General features: G+C 66.0%; 22 protein-coding genes. 5 read left to right on the forward strand and 17 right to left on the reverse strand.

The annotated features are described in order from the left end of the window. Positions 1-30: 30 nt before the first annotated feature. Positions 31-687, forward strand: a complete 657-nt coding sequence (locus ACQ4MJ_RS11485; protein WP_431152595.1) for a 3'-5' exonuclease — start codon at positions 31-33, stop codon at positions 685-687. Between the two features lie 96 nt (positions 688-783). Here ACQ4MJ_RS11485 and ACQ4MJ_RS11490 read toward each other — a convergent pair whose 3' ends face one another. Then, positions 784-2,838, reverse strand: coding sequence for an FAD-dependent oxidoreductase (locus ACQ4MJ_RS11490; RefSeq protein WP_431153078.1), 2,055 nt, complete (start codon positions 2,836-2,838; stop codon positions 784-786). 97 nt (positions 2,839-2,935) lie between these two features. Here ACQ4MJ_RS11490 and ACQ4MJ_RS11495 point away from each other — a divergent pair, with 97 nt between their 5' ends. Continuing rightward, positions 2,936-3,568 carry a TetR/AcrR family transcriptional regulator gene (locus ACQ4MJ_RS11495; protein WP_431152594.1) on the forward strand — a complete coding sequence of 211 codons (633 nt, stop codon included), beginning with the start codon at positions 2,936-2,938 and terminating at the stop codon, positions 3,566-3,568. 14 nt (positions 3,569-3,582) lie between these two features. Here the strand turns inward: ACQ4MJ_RS11495 and ACQ4MJ_RS11500 are convergent, their stop codons facing one another. Then, the gene (locus ACQ4MJ_RS11500) at positions 3,583-3,810 is read right to left on the reverse strand and encodes a SlyX family protein (RefSeq protein ID WP_015014770.1); all 228 of its coding nucleotides are present in this window, start codon (positions 3,808-3,810) and stop codon (positions 3,583-3,585) included. A gap of 7 nt (positions 3,811-3,817) precedes the next feature. After that, positions 3,818-5,008: a PLP-dependent aminotransferase family protein gene (locus ACQ4MJ_RS11505; protein WP_431152593.1), complete on the reverse strand. Its 1,191-nt coding sequence runs from the start codon at positions 5,006-5,008 to the stop codon at positions 3,818-3,820. 120 nt (positions 5,009-5,128) lie between these two features. Between ACQ4MJ_RS11505 and ACQ4MJ_RS11510 the strand changes: the two genes are divergently transcribed. Beyond that, positions 5,129-5,605 (forward strand): AraC family transcriptional regulator, encoded by a 477-nt coding sequence (locus ACQ4MJ_RS11510; RefSeq protein ID WP_055395273.1) that lies wholly within the window; start codon positions 5,129-5,131, stop codon positions 5,603-5,605. An 87-nt stretch (positions 5,606-5,692) separates the two neighbouring features. Next, positions 5,693-6,331 carry an endonuclease III gene (nth, locus tag ACQ4MJ_RS11515; RefSeq protein WP_121506901.1) on the forward strand — a complete coding sequence of 213 codons (639 nt, stop codon included), beginning with the start codon at positions 5,693-5,695 and terminating at the stop codon, positions 6,329-6,331. Between the two features lie 89 nt (positions 6,332-6,420). Here nth and ACQ4MJ_RS11520 read toward each other — a convergent pair whose 3' ends face one another. The 8 genes from ACQ4MJ_RS11520 to ACQ4MJ_RS11555 all read right to left on the reverse strand — a co-directional run bounded on the left by ACQ4MJ_RS11520 (position 6,421) and on the right by ACQ4MJ_RS11555 (position 13,032). Further along, positions 6,421-6,813 carry a type II toxin-antitoxin system death-on-curing family toxin gene (locus ACQ4MJ_RS11520; RefSeq protein ID WP_121419644.1) on the reverse strand — a complete coding sequence of 131 codons (393 nt, stop codon included), beginning with the start codon at positions 6,811-6,813 and terminating at the stop codon, positions 6,421-6,423. Beyond that, positions 6,810-7,034 (reverse strand): AbrB/MazE/SpoVT family DNA-binding domain-containing protein, encoded by a 225-nt coding sequence (locus ACQ4MJ_RS11525; protein WP_056169497.1) that lies wholly within the window; start codon positions 7,032-7,034, stop codon positions 6,810-6,812. Before ACQ4MJ_RS11525 ends, ACQ4MJ_RS11520 begins: the two co-directional genes overlap by 4 nt. Positions 7,035-7,087: 53 nt before the next feature. Then, positions 7,088-7,834, reverse strand: coding sequence for an aspartate/glutamate racemase family protein (locus ACQ4MJ_RS11530; protein ID WP_121506903.1), 747 nt, complete (start codon positions 7,832-7,834; stop codon positions 7,088-7,090). 16 nt (positions 7,835-7,850) lie between these two features. Continuing rightward, positions 7,851-8,612, reverse strand: coding sequence for a GntR family transcriptional regulator (locus ACQ4MJ_RS11535; RefSeq protein ID WP_431152592.1), 762 nt, complete (start codon positions 8,610-8,612; stop codon positions 7,851-7,853). Between the two features lie 13 nt (positions 8,613-8,625). Beyond that, complete coding sequence (locus tag ACQ4MJ_RS11540; protein ID WP_306555319.1) at positions 8,626-9,513, reverse strand: ABC transporter permease; 888 nt, start codon at positions 9,511-9,513, stop codon at positions 8,626-8,628. Position 9,514: 1 nt separating this feature from the next. Next, complete coding sequence (locus ACQ4MJ_RS11545; RefSeq protein WP_431152591.1) at positions 9,515-10,426, reverse strand: ABC transporter permease; 912 nt, start codon at positions 10,424-10,426, stop codon at positions 9,515-9,517. A gap of 182 nt (positions 10,427-10,608) precedes the next feature. Then, the gene (locus ACQ4MJ_RS11550; protein ID WP_176885539.1) at positions 10,609-11,901 is read right to left on the reverse strand and encodes an ABC transporter substrate-binding protein; all 1,293 of its coding nucleotides are present in this window, start codon (positions 11,899-11,901) and stop codon (positions 10,609-10,611) included. A gap of 60 nt (positions 11,902-11,961) precedes the next feature. Continuing rightward, positions 11,962-13,032: an ABC transporter ATP-binding protein gene (locus ACQ4MJ_RS11555; RefSeq protein ID WP_431152590.1), complete on the reverse strand. Its 1,071-nt coding sequence runs from the start codon at positions 13,030-13,032 to the stop codon at positions 11,962-11,964. Positions 13,033-13,316: 284 nt separating this feature from the next. Between ACQ4MJ_RS11555 and ACQ4MJ_RS11560 the strand changes: the two genes are divergently transcribed. Next, positions 13,317-14,426 carry a GGDEF domain-containing protein gene (locus ACQ4MJ_RS11560; protein WP_431153077.1) on the forward strand — a complete coding sequence of 370 codons (1,110 nt, stop codon included), beginning with the start codon at positions 13,317-13,319 and terminating at the stop codon, positions 14,424-14,426. A gap of 24 nt (positions 14,427-14,450) precedes the next feature. Here ACQ4MJ_RS11560 and cobT read toward each other — a convergent pair whose 3' ends face one another. The 6 genes from cobT to cbiB all read right to left on the reverse strand — a co-directional run bounded on the left by cobT (position 14,451) and on the right by cbiB (position 20,292). Continuing rightward, on the reverse strand, positions 14,451-15,521 hold the full coding sequence (gene cobT, locus ACQ4MJ_RS11565; RefSeq protein WP_431152589.1) for a nicotinate-nucleotide--dimethylbenzimidazole phosphoribosyltransferase: 1,071 nt from the start codon (positions 15,519-15,521) through the stop codon (positions 14,451-14,453). Positions 15,522-15,584: 63 nt separating this feature from the next. Next, positions 15,585-17,066: a cobyric acid synthase gene (locus ACQ4MJ_RS11570; protein ID WP_431153076.1), complete on the reverse strand. Its 1,482-nt coding sequence runs from the start codon at positions 17,064-17,066 to the stop codon at positions 15,585-15,587. Positions 17,067-17,101: 35 nt separating this feature from the next. Further along, positions 17,102-17,494: a DUF3037 domain-containing protein gene (locus ACQ4MJ_RS11575; RefSeq protein WP_431152588.1), complete on the reverse strand. Its 393-nt coding sequence runs from the start codon at positions 17,492-17,494 to the stop codon at positions 17,102-17,104. Further along, positions 17,481-18,275, reverse strand: a complete 795-nt coding sequence (locus ACQ4MJ_RS11580; protein WP_431152587.1) for a HipA family kinase — start codon at positions 18,273-18,275, stop codon at positions 17,481-17,483. Before ACQ4MJ_RS11580 ends, ACQ4MJ_RS11575 begins: the two co-directional genes overlap by 14 nt. After that, complete coding sequence (locus ACQ4MJ_RS11585; protein ID WP_431152586.1) at positions 18,272-19,339, reverse strand: aminotransferase class I/II-fold pyridoxal phosphate-dependent enzyme; 1,068 nt, start codon at positions 19,337-19,339, stop codon at positions 18,272-18,274. The genes ACQ4MJ_RS11580 and ACQ4MJ_RS11585 overlap by 4 nt, the downstream gene beginning before the upstream one ends. Beyond that, positions 19,336-20,292, reverse strand: coding sequence for an adenosylcobinamide-phosphate synthase CbiB (gene cbiB / locus ACQ4MJ_RS11590; protein ID WP_431153075.1), 957 nt, complete (start codon positions 20,290-20,292; stop codon positions 19,336-19,338). Before cbiB ends, ACQ4MJ_RS11585 begins: the two co-directional genes overlap by 4 nt. Positions 20,293-20,343 lie beyond the last annotated feature (51 nt).

Here is a 20,343-nt window from a genome sequence, read left to right on the forward strand (position 1 = left end):
GTTCCCAAGCTGGCACGGCACAATGGGTCCATGACGGTATCTCCCCCTTCCCAGCGCCCCCACCCGCCTTCGCGCACCGCCCACCGCAGCACCCCCGACAAAGACCAGATCGCCCTGCTGGAACCTTTCGAGCGCCTGGGCACGGACCGCATCAGCCTCGTTGCCACCCCAGAACAGGCCGACAAGGCCTGTGATGCTCTGGCAGCGGCCAGCGCCTGGGGGTTCGACACCGAATCCAAACCCACCTTTGTGCAGGGTGAACAGTCCGACGGGCCCCACATCGTGCAGCTGGCCACGCTGGAAACCGCCTGGGTGTTCCAGCTGCACGACCCCGGTTGCCGTGCCCGCGTGGCCGAGCTCCTGGCCCTGCGCGGCGTGACCAAGGCGGGCTTTGGGCTGGGGGATGACACCAAACGCATCCAGCACAAACTAGGCGTGCAACCAGCCGATGTGCTGGAGCTCAACACCGTGTTCCGCCAGCGTGGTTACCGCAAAGACATGGGAGTGAAAGGCGCCGTGGCCGTGCTGTTCAACCAGCGCTTCATCAAGTCCAAAAAGGCCGCCACCTCCAACTGGGCTAACGCCCGGTTGACCGAAGCCCAGCTAATCTACGCGGCCAACGATGCGTGGGCAGCGCTGCGGGTGTTCAACGCGCTGGAGGGCTCTGCCACGCATCAAGGCGTATAGCCAGGCAGCAGCCATTTACTATCAAAATAATAGCTTCTAGCGCTTACCTATCAAGCGCTAGCAGCCAATTTTTCTTAGATTCAGGCCGCACTCACCTCACAAACGCGCCGCCAGCCTCGCCGCCTGATCGATAGCACGCTTGGCATCGAGCTCGCCCGCTTCCAGCGCGCCACCAATTCGGTGCGGCTCGCGGCCGGCAGCCTCCAGTTCCTGCGCCAGGCTGAAGAGGGGCACCTGCCCCGCGCACAGCACCACGGTGTCGCACGCAATCCAGGTGGGGTCTTCGCGCTTGTCGCCGTATGACACCAGCAGCCCTTCGTCGGCAATGCGCTCGTAGTTCACGCCGCTCACCATCTGCACCTCTTTCATCTTGAGCGCGGTGCGGTGGATCCAGCCCGTGGTCTTGCCCAGGCCGCCGCCCAGCTTGCCCTTCTTGCGCTGCAGCAGCGTGACCTGCCGTGCGGGGGGCGTGACGCGCGGGCCGCTGGGCGCCAGACCACCGCGCGCCTCGGCCGGGTCGGTGATGCCCCACTCGGCCTTCCACGCGGCCAGATCGAGCGTGGTGGAAGGGTGGTCGCCATGTGTCAAGAATTCCGCCACGTCAAAGCCGATGCCGCCCGCGCCGATGATGGCCACGCGCTCACCCACCGGCTTGCCATGGCGCAGCACGTCGATGTAGCTCAGCACCTTGGGGTGGTCCTGGCCGGGGATCTGCGGGTCGCGTGGCTCCACACCCGTGGCAATCACCACTTCGTCATAGCCCGCCAGGTCGGTGGCCAACACGCGCTGGTTCAGGTGCAATTGCACGCCTGTGTCCTCCACCCGCGCGGCCAGGTAGCGCAGCATTTCGTGGAACTCTTCCTTGCCAGGAATCACCTTGGCCATGTTGAGCTGACCACCGATGGCGGGCGCGGCGTCGAACAGATGCACCTCGTGCCCGCGTTCGGCGGCCACTGTGGCGGCGGTCAGGCCTGCTGGCCCTGCGCCCACCACCGCCACACGCTTGCGCGACGACACCGGGTGGTACACCAGTTCGGTCTCATGACAGGCACGCGGGTTCACCAGACAGCTGCTGGTCTTGTTCTGGAACACGTGGTCCAGGCAGGCTTGGTTGCAGGCGATGCAGGTGTTGATGCGGTCTGCCCGGCCTTGCGCAGCCTTTTTCACAAACGCCGCATCAGCCAGCAGTGGCCGCGCCATCGACACCATGTCGGCGCAGCCATCGGCCAGCACCTGCTCGGCCACCTCGGGCGTGTTGATGCGGTTGGAGGTGACCAGCGGCGTGGCAATGCCCGCCGCCGCAAACTCGGCCTTCATCTTCTGCGTGACCCAGGCAAACGCTGCGCGCGGCACGCTGGTGGCAATAGTGGGCACCCGCGCCTCGTGCCAGCCGATGCCGGTGTTGACGATGTTGGCCCCGCCCGTAGCGACGGCCTTGCCCAGGGTGACGATCTCGTCCCACGCACTGCCGCCGGGCACCAGGTCGATCATCGACAGGCGGTAGATGATGATGAAGTCCTTGCCAACGGCCTCGCGCATGCGGGCCAGGATCTCCACCGGCAGGCGCATGCGGTGGCTGTAGTCGCCGCCCCAGGCGTCGGTGCGCAGGTTGGTGGTTTGCGACAGGAACTGGTTGATGAAATAGCCCTCCGATCCCATCACCTCCACGCCGTCGTAGCCCGCCTCGCGCGCTTTCACGGCACAGTTCACAAACGCACGAATTTGCCGCTCCACCCCGCGCGCCGACAGCGCGAACGGTGTGAACGGAGAGATGGGCGACTGCAGCCGCGAGGGCGCCACCGCCAGCGGATGGTAGGCGTAGCGCCCCGTGTGCAGGATCTGCAGCGCGATCTTGCCGCCCGCACCGTGCACGGCGTCTGTCACCACGCGGTGGCGTTTGGCGGCGCCCGAGGTCGCCAGCGTGCCCGCAAACGGCTTGGCCCAGCCCGCGATGTTGGGCGCAAAGCCGCCCGTCACGATCAGCCCCACATCACCCTCGGCCCGCTCACGGAAGTACGCCGCCATGCGCGAGAGGTCGCGCCCGTCCTCCAGCCCGGTGTGCATGGAGCCCATGAGCACGCGATTCTTGAGGATGGTGAAGCCCAGATCGAGCGGGGCAAGCAGGTGCGGGTACAAGGCAGTGCCGGGCATGGAGGCAGCGGCTGCAGGGGCGGCAATAGGAGAGGAATGCATGGAAGGATCGTGGACTAGAAGTATTTTCTAGAACTTTATTCTAGAATCCCGTTCCATGGCAAGCCGCAATTCCCCGACCCCCACCTCATCCCCTGCCGACGCAACCACCGACCGCCGCCAGGACATCCTGAACGCCGCCCTGGCCTGCGCGGCCGAAGGGGGCGTGGACGCGGTGACCATCGACGGCGTGCGTGCGCGCTGCGGGGCCAGCGTGGGCAGCATTTATCACCACTTTGGCAACCGCGACGGCATCGTGGCGGCGCTGTTCTTTGACATCTTTCACGACCAGTCTCGCAGCGTGCAGGCGCAGCTCGATGCCGCCCAGGGCGTAGAGGCGGGCGTGCACGCCCTGGTCACCGGCTATCTGGACTGGGTGGTGGCGCAGCCAGAGCGGGCCCGGTTCATGTTCCAGTCCCGGGGCGCCGTGGCCGCTGGCCAGCGCACGCCCGACCTTGCCGAAGCCGCGCGGCGCCGCAACCAGGCGCTGGTGGCCTGGTTCGAGCCCCACCGCCAATCGGGCGCGCTGCGCAACCTGCCGTGCGAGCTGATGCCGTCGCTGGTGATGGGGCCGGTGCAGAGCTATTGCAGGGCGTGGCTGTCAGGCAATGCAGGCCAGGGCGGCCTGCCCTCGCCCACCACGTACCGAGCAGAGCTGGCGGACGCAGCGTGGCGGTCCGTCAGGGCGTAGACCGAGCGATCCGATCAGTAATGCGGCGGCAGCTCGTCGCGCAGGTTGCGCGGGCCGTTCGAGCCACCTTCGGGCGCCTGCTGGCGCAACTGGATGACCTCGTGCGTCAACCGGTCGATCAGTTGCTGCTGCTGGTAGATGGTCATGTTCAGCTGGTCCAGCAGGTCTTCGGTAAAGCTGGCCTTGATCTCCAGGCTTTCCAGGCGCTGGAGAACGTTGGCGAGATCGTTGGCGTCAGACATCGACGCTTCAGATGGCCTGGCCCAGGCGCGCCACGCCTTCGCGGATCTTGTCCACATCGGCCGTGGCGAACGACAGGCGGAAGGTGGCGTGGTCGGGGTTGGCGCAGAAGAACGGCGTGCCGGGCACAAAGGCCACACCATTTTCAATCGCGCGCTTGGCCAGCACATTGCCGTCAGCCACCTTGCCGCCAGCACCCGTCAGGCGCGCCCACACAAACAGGCCGCCCTGGGGCTGCACAAACTCGATGGCGTCCCCCAGCTCCTTGCGCAGCGCATCGCCCATGGCCTGTGCGCGCTCGGCGTACACCTTGCGCACATGGGCCAGCGTGCCAGGCATGCGGCCGGCCTTGAGGTACTGCGCGGCCGTGGCCTGGGCAAAGGTGCTGGTGTGCGCGTCGCTGAACTGCTTGCACATGGTGGCTTTGCCCAGCAGCTCGGCCGGGGCAATCATCCAGCCCACGCGCAGGCCGGGCGACAGCACCTTGCTCAAGCTGCCGCAGTGCACCAGCAGCTCGCGGCTGCCGGGTACGGTGGCCGACAGGTTCAGCAGACTGGGGGGCGGCGCGTCGCCAAAGTACAGGTCGCCATAGGGGTCGTCTTCGACGATCAAGGTGTTGTGCTTGACGGCCATCTCCAGCACGGCCTTGCGGCGCTCCAGGCTCAGCATGGCGCCGCTGGGGTTGCCAAAGGTGGGGATCAGGTAAACGAATTTCGGCTTGTGCTCGGCGATGAGCTTTTCCAGCTCGTCGGTCTTCACGCCGTTGCCATCGATGGGCGCGCTGATGAGTTCGGCGCCATACAGGCGAAAGCACTGAATGGTGGCCAGGAAGGTCGGGCCTTCCACAATGACCTTGTCGCCGGGGCTGATGAGCGTCTTGCCCAGCAGGTCCAGCGCCTGCTGGCTGCCTGTGGTGACGATGAGGTTGTCGGCTGCCACGTCCTTCGCGCCCTTGCTGGCCATGAAGGCGGCCAGTTGCTCGCGCAATGGGTTGTAGCCTTCGGTCGCACCGTATTGCAGCGCGGCGCCGGGTTCTTCGGCCAGGGCGGCGTTGCTGGCGGCGCGGATGCCCTCCACGTCGAACATGGCGCTGTCAGGGAAGCCGCCCGCAAAGCTGATGATGCCGGGCTTGCCCAGCAGCTTGAAGAGTTCGCGGATGGCGGAGGTTTCTACGTTGTTCAGGCGGTCGGCGAATTGCATGGCGTGGGCAGGAGTTGGTGGCAAAGGATTCCGCATTGTCGCCAATTGGCGTGCAGGTTTCCTGCGGCTTAGACTGCGAGGGCAAAAACCTGGCCCACCGCACAACTACCGAGACCAACTATGCCCCTCGAAATCCGTCAGTTGCCCCGCATGCGCCTTGCCTATATGCGCCAGACAGGCCCTTATGGCCCTTCGCTCACGCAACTTTGGGAGCGGTTCGGCCGCTGGTGCGAAGCAAATCGTTTGAGCGAGCCACGCCCCAAGTACTACGGCATCAGCCTGGACAACCCCGCATGCACCCCGCCCGCGCAATGCCGCTATGACGCCTGCGTGCAGGTGGGCGTGGGGCTGCGCACCGGCACGGAGGCCATGATCCAGGACTTTGCCGGTGGCGATTACGCCTGCCTGCGTTTCGTCGGTACCGGCCCGGAGATTGGCGCGGCCTGGGCCAGCATGATGGCCCCGGGCCAGATCCCCGCAGGTTGGGAAGCTGCCCCTCGGCCCGCCATCGAGGTCTACGACGAAGACTTTGCCGTCAACCCCGCCACCGGCGCGTTCCCCTGCTGGCTGTGCCTGGCGGTGCAGCGCACCCACTGAGGCAGTTCGTTCTAACCCTCGCGAAACCGATGCAGGCGCGGGCGCAGCCCCGCATGCCGCAGTACATAAACGACACACCCCGCCCCCATGAAGACGTCTGACATCGAGCCTTTCTTTGCCACCTTGAAGGCCGCCAACCCCATGCCCAACACGGAGCTCGAATACACGACGCCGTTCGAGCTGCTGGCTGCCGTGCTGCTGTCGGCCCAGGCCACGGACGTGGGCGTGAACAAGGCCACGCGCAAGCTGTTCCCGGTAGCGGGCACTCCGCAGGCCATCCTGGACCTGGGGCTTGAGCGACTGGAGGGCTATGTCAAGACCATCGGCCTGTACCGCACCAAGGCCAAGAACCTGATGGAGACCTGCCGCATCCTGGTGGAGCAGCATGGGGGCCAGGTACCGCGCACGCGCGAAGCCCTGGAAGCCCTGCCCGGTGTGGGCCGCAAAACGGCCAATGTGGTGCTGAACGTGGCCTTCGGCGAGCCGACCATGGCGGTCGATACGCACATCTTTCGCGTAAGCAACCGCACGGGCCTCGCGCCCGGCAAGAACCCGCTGGCGGTGGAGCTGCAGCTGATGAGGCGCGTGCCCGCCGAGTATGCGGTGGATTCGCACCACTGGCTCATCCTGCACGGCCGCTACGTGTGCCAGGCACGCAAGCCGCGCTGCTGGGAGTGTGCGGTGAGCAGGTATTGCGACTACCAGCCGAAGACGTTGGCGCCTTGAGTTGAACGAACCAGGCAAATTGCTTCTTTTTTTATAGCAACTAGCGCTTATTGGTCAAGCGCTAGAACGGAAAATGCTTGGAACCTCCGTTAGCAAGCGACGGCATGTGCCCGCAGCCAGGCGGCGAAGGCCTCTTCGGTGATATCGCCAGCGGCAACAGCGAGCATGGTGACCACACACGATGCATCGTCAGCGTTAAGCCTCCAGCCATTGAGCCGCAGAAACAATTCGGCCGCCACATAGCCCGTTCGCTTGTTTCCATCAATAAACGGATGGTTGCGCGAAATTCCATAGCCATACGAGGCTGCCAGCGCGGCTGCATCAGGCGGCGGCTCGCCATAGTTGTTCAGCTGCTGCGGCTTGCCCAGGGCCGAATCCAGCAAACCCGCATCGCGGACGCCTGTCCCGCCCCCATGTTCGGCCAGCTGCACTTCGTGGATGGCAATGATGACGGCGCGGTTCAGCCAGACCCATTCGCTCATTTGGCCAGCTCGTGCAGTACGGCCCGGCGCTCTTTCATGATCTCGCGCGCCACGCGCATCTGCGCTTCAAATTCGGGGTTGTGGGTGGTGATCCGCAAACCGTCAGGCGATTCCGTCACATACAGCTCGTCTCCCTTTTCCAGCTGCAACCGCGCCAGCAGTTCCTTTGGGAAAATCGCGCCGACAGAGTTGCCCACCTGGGTGAGTTTGAGAGTGTGCATGGGAAACCTCCGAGTAATTACAAACGTAATACTAGACTTTCTACCACCCCGCGTCAAACCACCCCGGCCACTCCCAGCGCTGTCATCTCCCCCGACACCCCCGCCCACGCCACATCGAATCCCGGCACTTTTCGCTCTGGAGGCACGGGGTGCGCACGCAGCGCCCAGGTGGCACCAGCCACCACACTATCGATCACCGGTACCGTCACCTGCGGCTGCACCAGAGCAGCCATGCCGGCCAGCCCCGCCCCGCCCAGGATGACGGCCTGCACACCCATTTGCCGCACCACGTCGCGGCAGGCCTGGGCGAGCAGCGTGCGGGCGGCTTCGGGGTCGGCGGCCAGCTGAGCGCCGGTGGGTGCCACGGTGTGGATTCCAGCCAGCGCGTGCGCGTGGCCCAGCGCCTGCGCCAGGCGCTGCAGCATGGGTCCCCAGCGCTCGCCGCCCGTAACGATGGCATAGCGCCCGTGGCGAGCGGCTTCGATGAAAGACGCTTCGGCCAGCCCAGTCACAGGCACGGGGCTGCTTTCGCGCAGCGCCATCAGGCCCGGGTCGCCAAAACAGCCTATCAGCACGGCATCAGGCTGCGGCTGGTGTTGTGACAGTTCATTCGCCCAGGCATCTAGCGCGGCGTGGGCCGCCACTGCATAGCTGGCCTCGCAGGCGATGTAGGGGGCGCCGAAACGCGCCGTGGCCGTGCGCACCGCTACATGCAAGCCCGCTGCAGCCTGCACATGCCGCTGAAGCAAGTTGCTGACGCTGGCCGATGTATTGGGGTTGATGACGAGCAGTTGGCGCATAACAAGGTGGCAGGATTCAGGCGCCCAGCAGTTGCGCCAGGTCGGGCGTGTCGGCAGCCGGTGGCGTGAACTCCAGCTGCGTTTCAATGCGCGCCAAATGCTTGAGCATGAGGCGCGCGGCCTCGCGCGCATCGCGCAGGCGGATCGCATCAATCAACGCCCGGTGCTCGCGGCAGCCGCAGGCGGTGGCCTCTTCGCGTTCGCGCGCATGGCTGGGGCTGTAGGTCATGAGGATGAGCGAGGTGCGCGAGACCAGCTCTCGCAGGATGCGGCCTAACGTCTGGTGCCCCGCAGCCTGCGCAATATGCAGGTGAAAGTCGCCCGAGAGACGGATGGCGCGGCGCATGTCACCGCTCGCGCGGGCGGCCTCTTCGTCGTCGATGCAGGTGCGCAGCGCGGCGATGTCGGCATCGGTGGCATTGGCAATGAACAGCTCCACCAGGCGCGGTTCCAGCAGGCGGCGGGCCTCGAACACCTCCAGCGCCTCTTGCGGCGTGGGCTGCGCTATCGATGCGCCCCGGTTGGGTGTGAGCGTGACGACCTGCTCATTGGCCAGCCGCACCAGCACAGGCCGTACGCGTGTGCGCGACACGCCAAAGGCCGCCGCCAGCTTGTCCTCCACCAGCTTGGTGCCGGGTGGCAGGCGGTGGTCGAGGATGGCCGAGACCATGCGGTCGTACATGTCGTTGTCGCTGAGCTGGCCTGGGGCCTCGAGCGCAACGGTCGGTTCAGGGGCTGCAGCGCGTGCGCGCCGAGGCCTGGGAATAGTGGTCGTCATAAGGGTGCCGTTTTTAACCCGTGCGGCCCTTGCGCCTGCGGCCCAAGGCCCACACCAGCGCCAGCGTGATACCCATGACAACGAAGGAGACCACGGTGGTCAGCGTTCCCAGTGCGTAGATGGAGGGAGTGGTCACCGTACTGGTCAGGCCCTGCAGCTCCAGCGGCAGCGTGTTCACGTCGCCAATGGCCTGCGAGGTACGGGCGATCTCGTCCCAGCTGAGCGTAAAGCCGAACATGCCAATGCCCACGACCGAGGGCGCGATCAGCGGCAACACCACATGCGCGAAGCCCTGCCAGGGCGTGGCACCCAGGTCGCGTGCCGCTTCTTCGTACGCAGGGTTGAAGCGGTTGAACACCGCGAACATGATGAGCAGGCCGAACGGCAGCGTCCAGGTAAGGTGCGCGCCCAGCGCTGAGGTGAACAGGCCCAGCGAGGTACCGTAGCCCTCCAGCGCGCTCTCCAAGCCCATCGACTCCAGCGCGGCCTTGATGCCGTTGTCGATGAGCCGGAACTCCAGCCCGATGCCCAGCGAGACGATGATGGACGGCATGATGAGGCTGGCCACCACGATGAAGAACAGCGTGTTGCCCCCCGCCAGCCGCTTGCGAAAGGCCAGGCCCGCCAGCACCGACAGCAGCACCGTGCACAGCATCACCGCAACGCCCAGGCCCAGCGAGCGCCACAGCGCCGCGCCGATGTCCACCACTCCCAGCCCTTCGGCCAGCTTGGAGAACCAGTGCAGCGACACGCCGCGCATGGGGAAGGTCAGCCCGCCCTCGGGGCCCTGGAAGCTCAGGATGAAGATGACGAACATGGGCCCGTACATGAACAGCACGAACAGCGCAAAGAAGATGGCCAGGGGCCAGAAGCTGGCGGGACGAGATTCACGGACTTTCATCTCACAGCTCCTTGCGAATGTCGACGAGGCGTGTGAGGCCCCAGATGATCATCAGCACCACGGCCAGCAGGATCACGGCATTGGCCGCCGCCAGCGGGAACTGCAGGTAGGACGTCTGCACCTGGATGATCTTGCCAATCGATGCGATCTGCTGCCCGCCCATCACGCCGATGGTCACGAAATCGCCCATGACGATGGTGATCACAAAGATCGAGCCGATGATGATGCCGGTGCGCGAGAGCGGCACGATCACGTTCCACAGCGTCTGCCAGCCACTCGCGCCACTGTCGCTGGCCGCCTCGATGAGGCTGCGGTCGATGCGCATCATGCTGTTGAAGATGGGCACGATCATGAACATGGTGTACAGGTGCACGAACGCCAGCACCACCGAGAAGTCCGAGAACAACAGCCACTCCACAGGTGTCTCGATGAGGTTCATGCCCATCAAGGTTTGGTTCACCAAACCGTTGCGCCCCAGCAGCGGCACCCACGAGATCATGCGGATCACATTCGACGTCCAGAACGGAATGGTGCACAGCACGAACAGCAGCGTCTGCATGCCCGAAGAGCGCACATGGAAGGCCAAAAAATAGGCCACGGTGAAGCCGATCACCAGCGTGATCAGCCACACCAGAAAACTGAACTTGAGTGTGGAGTAATACGTCTTGAGCGTGACACACAGGCCTTCTGACGCATCGCCACAACCCGCAAAGATCGACACGTAGTTCTTGATCGTGAAACCCGGCAACAGCTCGTACTCGTTGAAGTCCCAGAAGCTGACCATCACGATCAGCGCCAGCGGAATCAGGAAAAACAGCGCGAACACCAGCGTGAACGGCGCAGCCTGCCACCAGGCGGCAATGCTGCGGCCGGGGACAGCTGCAGCAGGTAAGGACTGTGTGGTCGTGCTCATGGTGTTTGCAATCAATGAATTCAAAGGTCTACCGTTCGGCGCTTGCTCTTGAGACTGACGCCGCCCAAGACCAGTGCCCCCGTGCAAGGGCCGCCCCGCCGCACCGGGGGCGTCCCCCTCCCGACCCGCGCAGCGGGTCGGGAGAGGGGTGAAGGCGCGCAGCGCCTCAGGGGGTGCACTCCTTACGCTGCAACGAACTCATTCCACTTCTGCACCATGTAGTTGTTCTCGTCCATCAACGCGTTCCAGCAAGCGATGCCGCCCATGCGCGACTCATAACTGCCGCCGTCGCGCACTGCACCGGCCTTGGCCAGCACATCGCCATTGGGGCTCTTGATGTCCTGCGTGGCGGGCTTGCCTTCCATCCAGTAGGCCCACTCGTAGGCTTCCATCTTGGACTTGGCGGTCTCCAGCACGGCGCTGTAGTAGCCCTGGCGGTTCAGGTAGGCACCGGCCCAGCCGTCGAGGAACCAGTTGATGAACTCGTACGCGCCATCGAGCTTGCGGCCACTCAGCGTGGCGGGCAGGCCAAAGCCTGCGGCCCAGGCGCGGTAGCCTTCCTTCAGGGGCTGGAAGTTGCAGGCGATGCCCTTGGTGCGCACGGCGGTGACGGCCGGGCTCCACATCGACTGGATCACCACTTCGCCCGAAGCCATCAGGTTCACCGACTCGTTGAAGTCCTTCCACAGCGCACGGAACTGGCCCTGCTTCTTGGCTTCGATCAGGGTCTTGATCGTGAGATCAATCTCCTTCTTGGTCATGTTGCCCTTGTCGGGGTACTTGTAGATGCCCATGGCCTCGACCACCATGGCGGCGTCCATGATGCCGATCGAAGGAATGTTCAGGATCGCGGTCTTGCCCTTGAACTCGGGGTTGAGCAGCTCGGCCCAGGAGTTGATGGGGCGCTTGATCAGGTCGGGGCGGATGCCCAGGGTGTCGGCGTTGTACACGGTGGGGATCAGGCTCATGAACTGCGTGGGCGCAGTCGCGAACTTCTTGGACTTCTCGCCTTCCAGGTAGATCACTTTCTTGGGCGCGGTGCCCTGGTCGCCCACGGCCTTGCCCGCCACCATGCCGGTGGTGAACAGCGTGGTGATCTTGTCGGCGTTCTTGATCTTCTTGGTATCGATGCCCTTGAGGTTGCCCGTGGGCACGATCTTCTTGAGCGAGAAGTACTCGGTGTCGATCAGGTCAAAGCTGTTGGGCGCGGTGACGGCGCGCTTGGTCACGTCGTCCGTGGTCACGGCCACGTACTGGATCTCGATGCCGGTGTCGGCCTTGAACTTCTCGGCAATCGCCTTGTCCTGGTTCACCGCCGTGCCCAAGTAGCGCAGCACGATCTTCTCTTGCGCATGCACGGCCGGGAACATGCCAGCGGCCAGGATGCCCGCCGTGCCCTTGAGCAGCGAGCGGCGCGCCACACCAGTGGCTTCAGGGACAACAACAGGGGAATCAGCACGGGAAGCATCGGACATGGGAAAACTCCTTGGGTTGCGGAAGGGGACGGGTGAAAAAAGAGGAGCGTGGCGACGCGGTCAGGCGGCTACGGCCACTGCGGGAGCGGGCACAGACAGCGGGTGCGCCTGGTCAAGCGTCCAGTGCAGTTGCACGCCCTGCCCCACCTGGTAGGGCTGCGCGGCAAAGGCGGCCTCGGACACCATCACCGAATACGCCGCCGTGGCGTTGGCCGACAGGGCCACGCCCTGCTTTTGCAAGCCCAGCAGCACATAGGTGCCCTGGTACTCCACGTCGGTCACCACGGCCTGCATGCGCTGGGCACCCCCGGGCAATTCGGCACTGGCGGGGGCAATCTGCAGGTGGTCGGTGCGCACGCCCACCTTGCCTTCGGGCGTGTCGATCACGTTGTGCCCCCCCATGAAGCGCGCCACGAATTCGCTGGCGGGCCGGTTGTAGACCTCATGCGGGCTGCCCACTTGCTCGATCACGCCGTGGTTCATCACCACCATGGTGTCGGCCAGGGCCATGGCTTCTTCCTGGCTGTGGGTCACATGGATAAACGTCAGGCCCAGTTCCTTCTGCCAGCGACGAAGCTCGGCACGCATCTGGATGCGCAGGAAGGGGTCGAGTGCCGACAAAGGTTCGTCCAGCAGCAAGACACGCGGCTGGGTGATGAGGGCCCGCGCCAGCGCTACGCGCTGCTGCTGCCCGCCAGAGAGTTCGGCGGGCTTTCGCTCGGCCAGGTGGCCCATCGCGACGCGCTCCAGCAGGTCACGCGCCTTGGCCTGGCGCTCGGCCTTGGCTACGCCCTTCATCTTGAGGCTGAAAGCCACGTTGTCCAGCGCAGACAGGTGCGGGAACAGCGCAAAGCTCTGGAACATCATGGCCGTGCCGCGCGCGGCGGCGGGCAGGTCAGTGATGTTGCGGTTCTCCAGCAGGATGTCGCCGCTGGTCACCGACTCGTGCCCTGCGATCATGCGCAGCGTGGTGCTCTTGCCGCAGCCCGAGGGGCCCAGCAGGCAGCAGTAGCTCCCGCTGGCAATGCGCAGGTTGATCGCATCCACCGCCGGCTTGCCCTGGGCGTAGCGTTTGGTGAGGGCGACGATCTCGATGGCGGCCGGAGTCGGCTCGGGGGTGAGGCTTTGCATGAACCTGCCGTACGCAAAGCCTGTGCCAACTTTGTACACAATGTTTTATTTGTTTTGCATACAAAATGCACCACCACTGTGCGCGGCCACACCTGCACCAAAGCGCTTGTGCACCACAGTCGGCCCAGACGCAGCTCGTTATGGTGCACACGGTGCACTGCGGGATTTAGTAAATCACCCTACGTCCGCACGCAGGTGCGTGGCTATACTGGCCTCGGCATCAAGAAACAATTTCTTACGTACAGCCCTTCCGCGCTCGCCGCATGAACCTCGACCCACGCTCGATGATTGCCATGGCGGGCTTCATGTCCGCCATCATGGCCATCGTGCTGCTGTTCATGCGGCGCTACTACCCGCCCTCCATCCGTGGCGTGGGCGCCTGGGCCGCAGCGCCGCTGCTGTGGCTGGTGTCCACCGTGCTGTTCGGCGCGCGCGGGCTCATCCCAGACTGGCTCAGCCTGGTGCTCGCCAACCAACTGCTGGTGCTGGGCACCGTCACCTACTACATGGGCACGCGCAGCTTCATGGGGCAGCCAACCGTCTGGCGGCCCTGGAACTGGCTGATGGTGGGCACCACCCTGGTGTTCATCGTGCTCACTTACTGGATGCCGCACTACGCACTGCGGGTGGGCTTTTTCACGGTGGTCATGGAGGTGATCTACATCGCACAGATGCGCTTCATGCTGCGCCACGGAGGGCGCAACTTCCCCGTGCGGCTGGTGGAGGTGGTGCTGGCCCTGCACATGGCGGTGCTGGCCGTGCGGCTGATCTCGATCGTGACCGGGAATGCCGGTGCCGACCTGATGGAGCCTTCGCTGTTCCAGACGCTGTACATCGGGGCCTATGTGATCACTGTGCTCATGCTGTCCATCGGCGCGGTGCTCATGGCCACCGACCGCCTGCGTACCGAGCTGGAACACCTGGCCACCCACGACTCCCTTACCAACACACTGAACCGCCGAGCGCTGCTGCAGCGCTGCGATGAAGAGCTGGAGCGCGCACAGCGCTACGGCAACGGGCCGTCCATCATGATGGTGGACCTGGACAACTTCAAGGCCGTGAACGACACCCGGGGCCACCAGCATGGCGATGCGGTGCTGGTGCATTTTGCAGAATGCACCCGCCAGGTGCTGCGCCGCGCGGACCGGCTGGGGCGCTACGGCGGCGAGGAGTTTCTGGTACTGCTACCCGACGCAGACACTGCCGCCGCCCAGGGCGTGGCCCAGCGCATCCACGCCACGCTGTCCGCTGGCCATCCCCTGGACTGCGAGGTCAGCATCGGGCTGACCAGCTGGACCGGCCCCCACGAAACGCTGGATGCCATGCTGTCGCGTGCCGATGCGGCGCTGTACCGCGCCAAGAACGAGGGGCGCAACCGGACCTGCGTCGCTTGATACGACGCAGGGAAGTCCACTGGGTCAGGCCGTCTGCGTGGCCACACCGGCCGATTCAAAGCTCGCCATTTCTGCCAGCACCGCGCAGGACGACTGCAACAGCGGCCACGCCAACGCAGCGCCCGAACCCTCGCCCAGGCGCAGGCCCAGGTCCAGCAGCGGTTCGGCCTGCATTTGCGCCAGCATGAGGCTGTGGCCGCGCTCGCCCGAGCGGTGCGCAAACACGCAGCGCTGCAGCACCGCAGGCTGCAGACGGCTGGCTACCAGCACGGCAGCGCTGGTGATAAAGCCATCCACCACAATCACGCGCCGCTCAAGCGCTGCCTGCAACACAGCGCCCACCAGCGTGGCCACCTCATAGCCGCCCAGCGCGGCCAATGTGGCCAGCGGCGTGGTGGCCTCGGCATTCGCGTCCAGCGCCTGCTGCAACACGGCGCGTTTGCGCTCGATGCCTGCAGCATCCAGGCCCGTGCCAGCGCCCGTGACGTCCGCCAGGGGCAGGCCCGCCAGGCGCGCCAGCAGCAGCGATGCGACCGAGGTGTTGGCAATGCCCATCTCGCCGAGCAGCAGCGCATTGCCGGGCAAGGCGCGCACCACCTCTATACCGTTGGTGATCGCTTGAGCGCATTGCTCCGCAGTCATGGCTGGGCCGACCGATGCGTCGGCCGTGCCGGGCGCCACCTTGCGCAGCAGCAACTGGGGCGCTCCCGGGGCGGTATCGCGCGGCGCGATGGGCTTGGCCACGCCGCAGTCCACCACGGTGAGGGCCAGACCGTGTTGGCGAGCCAGCACGCTCACGGCAGCGCCACCGGCTAGAAAGTTCTCCACCATCTGCCAAGTCACGTCACTGGGGAAGGCCGACACCCCCTTGGCCGCCAGGCCATGGTCGCCCGCGCACACCAGCATTTGCGGCTGCAGCAGCGCGGGTGCCTCGGTGCCCAGCACCTGGCCGATGCGCAGGGCCAGCGACTCCAGCCGACCCAGTGAACCGAGTGGTTTGGTTTTGTTGTCGAGCAGGTGCTGCAGACGGGCGGTCAACGGAGCGTCGGAAATATCGGCGATAGCGGGGACGGTGAACTGGGCCAGGGAGTGCATGGTGTGTGAGACAACAGAATGAAAAAGGAAACAGGAAGGGCTGAAGGCCGTGGGCAACAGCACTCAGGCGGTGGCCGGATCTGGGGCGATCAACGCCCGCAGCGCACCGGGCGCAAAGCTGGCGTCCGCCATGCGGGCCAGCCCTTCAAACACCGCATCGAGCGTGGGCACGGGCGCCGCACCCACGCGGCCAAACAGGGCCTGCAGCGCAGCAGGGTCTTCTAGCAAGCCATGCAGGTACACGCCCAGCACGTTGCCCGCGGGGTTCTGCCAAGCGATGCCGGGGATAACCTCGCGCGCCACATCGCCCTTGGCGGCCATGGCAGGGTGTTGGGCCGTCTGGCCGTGGTGGATTTCGTAGCCCGTGACAGACACACCCGCCAGCGCAGCCCAGGCCCCCAACACCGCACCAAAATGCGCCTGGGTGCGTTGCACGGTCTTGGCAACCTCGAAGGTGGTGACCAGCGGCAGCAGGCCCAGGCCCGGCGCATTGCCGTCGATGCCTGCGGTGTCAATCAGCGCCTCGCCCAGCATCTGCAGGCCGCCACACACGCCCAGCACCGTGCCGCCCTGCTCCGCGTGATGGGCAACAGCCTGGTCCAGCCCTTGCGCGCGCAGCCAGGCTAGGTCGGCGGCGGTGGCCTTGGAGCCGGGCAACACCACCCAATCGGTGGGCTTCAACCCGCCCAGGTCGGCCGGGCTGCGCGCCCAGAGCAGGCGCACGCCGGGAACGTTCTTGAGCGGCTGGAACTCGTCGAGGTTGCTGATGCGCGGGTAGGCCACCACGGCCACCGTGGTGTGCACCGCGCCCGCTGACAAGGTGCGGTCGTCAAACACGCCGTCTTCCTCCGGCAGGCCGTGGCGCCACTGCATGGGGATGGTGGCCACCGTAGGCACACCGGTCAGGTCTTGCAGCATCTGCGGCGCAGGCGCCAGCAGGCTGGCGTCGCCGCGAAACTTGTTGAGCACAAAGCCATGGATCAGCGCGCGCTCGTCCTCGGGCAGCAGTGCCCAGGTGCCGTACAGATGGGCAAACGCGCCGCCCCGGTCGATGTCCGTCACCAGCAGGCAGCGCGCATCGGCATGGCGGGCCACGCGCATGTTGACGATGTCGCTGGCGTGCAGGTTGATCTCTGCGGGCGAACCGGCGCCCTCGATCACCACCACGTCGTTCTCGGCACGCAGTGCATCCAGCGCAGCAGCGATCTGCGGCCACACCCTTTCGCTGCGGCCGCGCCAGGGCATGGCGGTCAACTCTGCGCTCACCTGGCCCATCAGCACGACCTGGCTGTGCGTGTCGGCCTCGGGCTTGAGCAGCAACGGGTTCATGCGCACCTCGGGTTCGGTGCGGGCTGCGAGGGCCTGGAAATACTGGGCACTGCCGATTTCACCCATCACACCCGCAGGGCCGGGTACCACACGCGCGTTGTTGCTCATGTTCTGCGCCTTGAACGGCGCGACCTTGAGGCCCAGGTTGCTGTAGTAACGGCACAGCGCCGTGGTGAGCCAGCTTTTACCCGCGCCGCTGGTAGTGCCCAGCACCATCACGCAACGGGCCAATTGGGGAGCAGAGTTTTCAGTCAAGGCAATGGGCGGACCATGCGGTCCATGATGTGTTCAAGTGCTGCGGCCGCATCGGTGCAGCGGCCCGTGTGCACGGGAGAGGTCTGGATGATGGCGCTGCGTTTGGCGGTGAGCCAGTGAAAGCGCTGGCGGTACGGCAGGCGCGCAATCGGCCCACAGCCTTCGTCGCCCGCGCAGATGGCGACGATGGCGGACAGGTGGCGGCGCACGGTGTCGACGTCGGCGTGCGGGTCAATGGCCAGCAGGCGTGCCTCGTCGAGCGCGATGGAGGCCCGCAGGAAGCCGCTGCGCTGGCACGACAGGATCACGCCTGCATTGATGAACTCCTCGCGCTCCACGCGCGGTACCACGCGCACGATGGCGTAGTCGTACACCTCAGGCGCGTGCATCGGCGGCCTCCTTCAGCGCATTCACCCAGGTGGCACGCCCGGCCAGGCGGGCGCAGAAGTAGTCCACATAGGCCTGGCGGTGGGTAGCGGCAGCGGTCAGCAGGCCTTCTTCGTGGTTGGCACCGGCCAGTACCAAAAACTCGTCGGGCACCTCGGCCAAGATGCCGGCCACCACCTCGGGTGTGAGGCGCGCGGCCAGCTCGGCATCCACCTGCGCGAGCAGCGTGGCCCGGGCCAGCAGCACATGGTCGGCAATGGGCGCAAAAGGTTTGGCGGGCAGGGCCGCCGTGCCGTTCCAGGCGTGGTGAAAGGTCAGCGCCGCACCGTGGTCGATGAGCCAGGGCTGGCGGTGCCACATCAGCAGATTGGTGTTGCGCGCGGTGCGGTCCACATTGCCCACCAAGGCATCGAACCACACGAGGCGCGAGGCAAAATCATCCGACACGACATCCACCGCCGGGTCGAAATTGAGCGCGCCCGACAGGTAATCCAGCCCCACGTTCAGGCCACCGCTGGCGCGCACCAGGTCCTGGATCTCCGGGTCGGGCTCGGTCTGCGCCAGGGCGGGGTCGAGCAGGGCCAGCACGATGTCGGGCACGGGCAGGCCCAGCGCACGGGCGATGCCACCCGCGATCATTTCAGCCAGCAGGGCGCGCACGCCCTGCCCTGCGCCACGGAACTTGAGCACGTAGGTGCCCAGGTCGTCGCCTTCGACGATGGCGGGCATGGAGCCACCTTCACGCAGTGGCGTGACGTAGCGATTGACGGTGATGGTTCTCACAAGGTCTCCCTCGATCCGATGGAATGCGGGATGGTACGGCCCGGCAGCGCCTGCCATGCGGCCTGCAGCGAATCTTGTGCCGCGGGCGCCAGCACCCCCAGGCGCACGGTGCCGTGGAGGCCGAACGACGTCGCATCCCGCAGCTTGATGCCGCTGGCTCGCAGCGCGGCCAGATCGCTTTGCAACGTGTTGGTGGCGGGCTGCGCGCAGAAATAGTTGGCCAGGCTGCCTGCGTGCAAGGCCCAGCCCAGGTCGGTGCACAGAGCCTGCTGGCGAGCCTTCCAGTCGCGCAGGGTGCGCAGGCTGTGCACCAGCCATTGCTGCACGGTGGCCTGCGTCCACGCCTGCAGCAGTGCCACGCCGTGGGCGCCCACAGGCCAGGAAGACGCCAGGGCCGTCAGGCCCAGCGCCTGCCCTTCAGAGTCTGGCGGCGCAATCGCATAGGCCGCGCGCACGCCCGTCAGCCCCAGGGCCTTGTTGGGGGTCCAGAGCTGCCAGCAGGCCGATGGCAGGTACGGCTGCGGTGCGCCGGTCCATGCGCCCTCGGGGTCCAACCTCAGGGGGACATACGCGCAGTCGAGCACACGCCAGGCAGCAGCATCGCCCGGCCGCCAAGCGCCCAGCGCGGGATCTTCTTGCCCCAAAGGGCTCGACGGCTCGCACGCCCATTGCAAACCCGCCGCGGCACCGCCGCCCCGCAGCACCTCCAGCCCGCGCACCTGCGCGGCCTGGGCGTAGTCCCCATAGCTGTGCGGCGGCACCGCTACTTGCACTGCGCCCTGCTGTGCGGCCAGCGCGGTGATGCGGTGGATGAACTCGCTGGCACTCGCAGCCAGCACGATGCGCCCCGGCACCACGCCATGGAAGGCGCCGAGGGCCTCGCGCAGGGCCGTGTAGGCCGGGTCGGGGTAGCGCGTGGCATCGGCCGACTGGAGGGCGTGCAGCGCCTCCGGGCAGGGCCCGCAGGCGTTGCTGTTGGTCGAAAAATCAAACACCGGGATGCCCGCAGCGTCCGGCCCACCATGCAATTGCACAGGCAAGCAAAAAGGACCTGGGAATGTCATGCATGCACCCAGGCAAAGGCAACCAGGACCAGCAGCTGAAGGGCGGCCGCCACCGGCACCATCGCCAGCACCACCTGAGTGCCCAGGCGCGCGGCACGCCGCGTATCGAGTGGCCCAGCCCGGTGGCCCTTGCTGTGCAGCGTGTACACACCCGGCTTGGCCAGGCGCACGTTCAACGCCAGTGCCATGGCCGCCATGGGCCAGCCGCTGTTGGGCGATGGCGTCTTGCGCGCCTGGCGGGCCAGAGTGGAAAAAGGCAGGCCCTTGGCGACCACCGCCAACAACAAGGCCGTGATGCGTGCAGGCACCCACGACAGCACGTCGTCCGCCCGCGCCGCCCACTTGCCCGCCCATTGCCAGTACCGCCCGCCGCGCATGCCCGGGTAACCCCACATGGCATCGGCCGTATTGGCAAAGCGGTACAGCGCAGCGCCCGGCAGGCCCAGCAGCGCAAACCAGAACAACGGCGCCACCACGGAGTCGTTGAGGTTCTCGGCCAGCGACTCGATGGCTGATTCGCGCACTTGTACGGCGGTGAGCGCGCTTACATCCCGGCTCACCAGCCGGGCCAGCTGCGCACGCCCGGCGGGCAGCGATTGGCCTAGCGCCACCTCCACCGCCAGCACTTCATCGTGCAGCATGCGCCAGGCCAGCAGGGGCTTGAGCAGCAGTGCCAGCAACGCCGCCGCCACAAAACCGTGCAGCATCAGCACCAGCTTCTGCGCCGCCCAACCGAGTATAAAAACAATAGCAGCCAGCGCACACCAGACAAGCGCTGCGCGCCAAAATAGCTTGAAATCTCGGGCCACTGGCATCCGGGGCGCCAAGCGCTCACCCCACCACTGCAGCGCCCGCCCCATCCAGACCACCGGGTGCCAGGCAGCGGGCGGCTCGCCCAGCCACCAGTCCACCGCCAGCGCCAGCAGCGGCACGCCGATCCACACCGCCACCATCGGCCAGCCCCCGGCGGGTGTGAGCAACAAAAGCCAGTGGTCGGACACGGC

This window comes from Acidovorax facilis (assembly GCF_050626955.1).
GTDB lineage: Bacteria > Pseudomonadota > Gammaproteobacteria > Burkholderiales > Burkholderiaceae_C > Acidovorax > Acidovorax facilis.

Bases quoted from the DNA above. Each gene is read 5' to 3' on its own strand.
- ACQ4MJ_RS11485 (WP_431152595.1), top strand. From the start codon at position 31: ATGACGGTATCTCCCCCTTCCCAGCGCCCCCACCCGCCTTCGCGCACC.
- ACQ4MJ_RS11490 (WP_431153078.1), bottom strand. From the start codon at position 2,838: ATGCCCGGCACTGCCTTGTACCCGCACCTGCTTGCCCCGCTCGATCTG.
- ACQ4MJ_RS11495 (WP_431152594.1), top strand. From the start codon at position 2,936: ATGGCAAGCCGCAATTCCCCGACCCCCACCTCATCCCCTGCCGACGCA.
- ACQ4MJ_RS11500 (WP_015014770.1), bottom strand. From the start codon at position 3,810: ATGTCTGACGCCAACGATCTCGCCAACGTTCTCCAGCGCCTGGAAAGC.
- ACQ4MJ_RS11505 (WP_431152593.1), bottom strand. From the start codon at position 5,008: ATGCAATTCGCCGACCGCCTGAACAACGTAGAAACCTCCGCCATCCGC.
- ACQ4MJ_RS11510 (WP_055395273.1), top strand. From the start codon at position 5,129: ATGCCCCTCGAAATCCGTCAGTTGCCCCGCATGCGCCTTGCCTATATG.
- nth (WP_121506901.1), top strand. From the start codon at position 5,693: ATGAAGACGTCTGACATCGAGCCTTTCTTTGCCACCTTGAAGGCCGCC.
- ACQ4MJ_RS11520 (WP_121419644.1), bottom strand. From the start codon at position 6,813: ATGAGCGAATGGGTCTGGCTGAACCGCGCCGTCATCATTGCCATCCAC.
- ACQ4MJ_RS11525 (WP_056169497.1), bottom strand. From the start codon at position 7,034: ATGCACACTCTCAAACTCACCCAGGTGGGCAACTCTGTCGGCGCGATT.
- ACQ4MJ_RS11530 (WP_121506903.1), bottom strand. From the start codon at position 7,834: ATGCGCCAACTGCTCGTCATCAACCCCAATACATCGGCCAGCGTCAGC.
- ACQ4MJ_RS11535 (WP_431152592.1), bottom strand. From the start codon at position 8,612: ATGACGACCACTATTCCCAGGCCTCGGCGCGCACGCGCTGCAGCCCCT.
- ACQ4MJ_RS11540 (WP_306555319.1), bottom strand. From the start codon at position 9,513: ATGAAAGTCCGTGAATCTCGTCCCGCCAGCTTCTGGCCCCTGGCCATC.
- ACQ4MJ_RS11545 (WP_431152591.1), bottom strand. From the start codon at position 10,426: ATGAGCACGACCACACAGTCCTTACCTGCTGCAGCTGTCCCCGGCCGC.
- ACQ4MJ_RS11550 (WP_176885539.1), bottom strand. From the start codon at position 11,901: ATGTCCGATGCTTCCCGTGCTGATTCCCCTGTTGTTGTCCCTGAAGCC.
- ACQ4MJ_RS11555 (WP_431152590.1), bottom strand. From the start codon at position 13,032: ATGCAAAGCCTCACCCCCGAGCCGACTCCGGCCGCCATCGAGATCGTC.
- ACQ4MJ_RS11560 (WP_431153077.1), top strand. From the start codon at position 13,317: ATGATTGCCATGGCGGGCTTCATGTCCGCCATCATGGCCATCGTGCTG.
- cobT (WP_431152589.1), bottom strand. From the start codon at position 15,521: ATGCACTCCCTGGCCCAGTTCACCGTCCCCGCTATCGCCGATATTTCC.
- ACQ4MJ_RS11570 (WP_431153076.1), bottom strand. From the start codon at position 17,066: ATGGTGCTGGGCACTACCAGCGGCGCGGGTAAAAGCTGGCTCACCACG.
- ACQ4MJ_RS11575 (WP_431152588.1), bottom strand. From the start codon at position 17,494: ATGCACGCGCCTGAGGTGTACGACTACGCCATCGTGCGCGTGGTACCG.
- ACQ4MJ_RS11585 (WP_431152586.1), bottom strand. From the start codon at position 19,339: ATGACATTCCCAGGTCCTTTTTGCTTGCCTGTGCAATTGCATGGTGGG.
- cbiB (WP_431153075.1), bottom strand. From the start codon at position 20,292: ATGGTGGCGGTGTGGATCGGCGTGCCGCTGCTGGCGCTGGCGGTGGAC.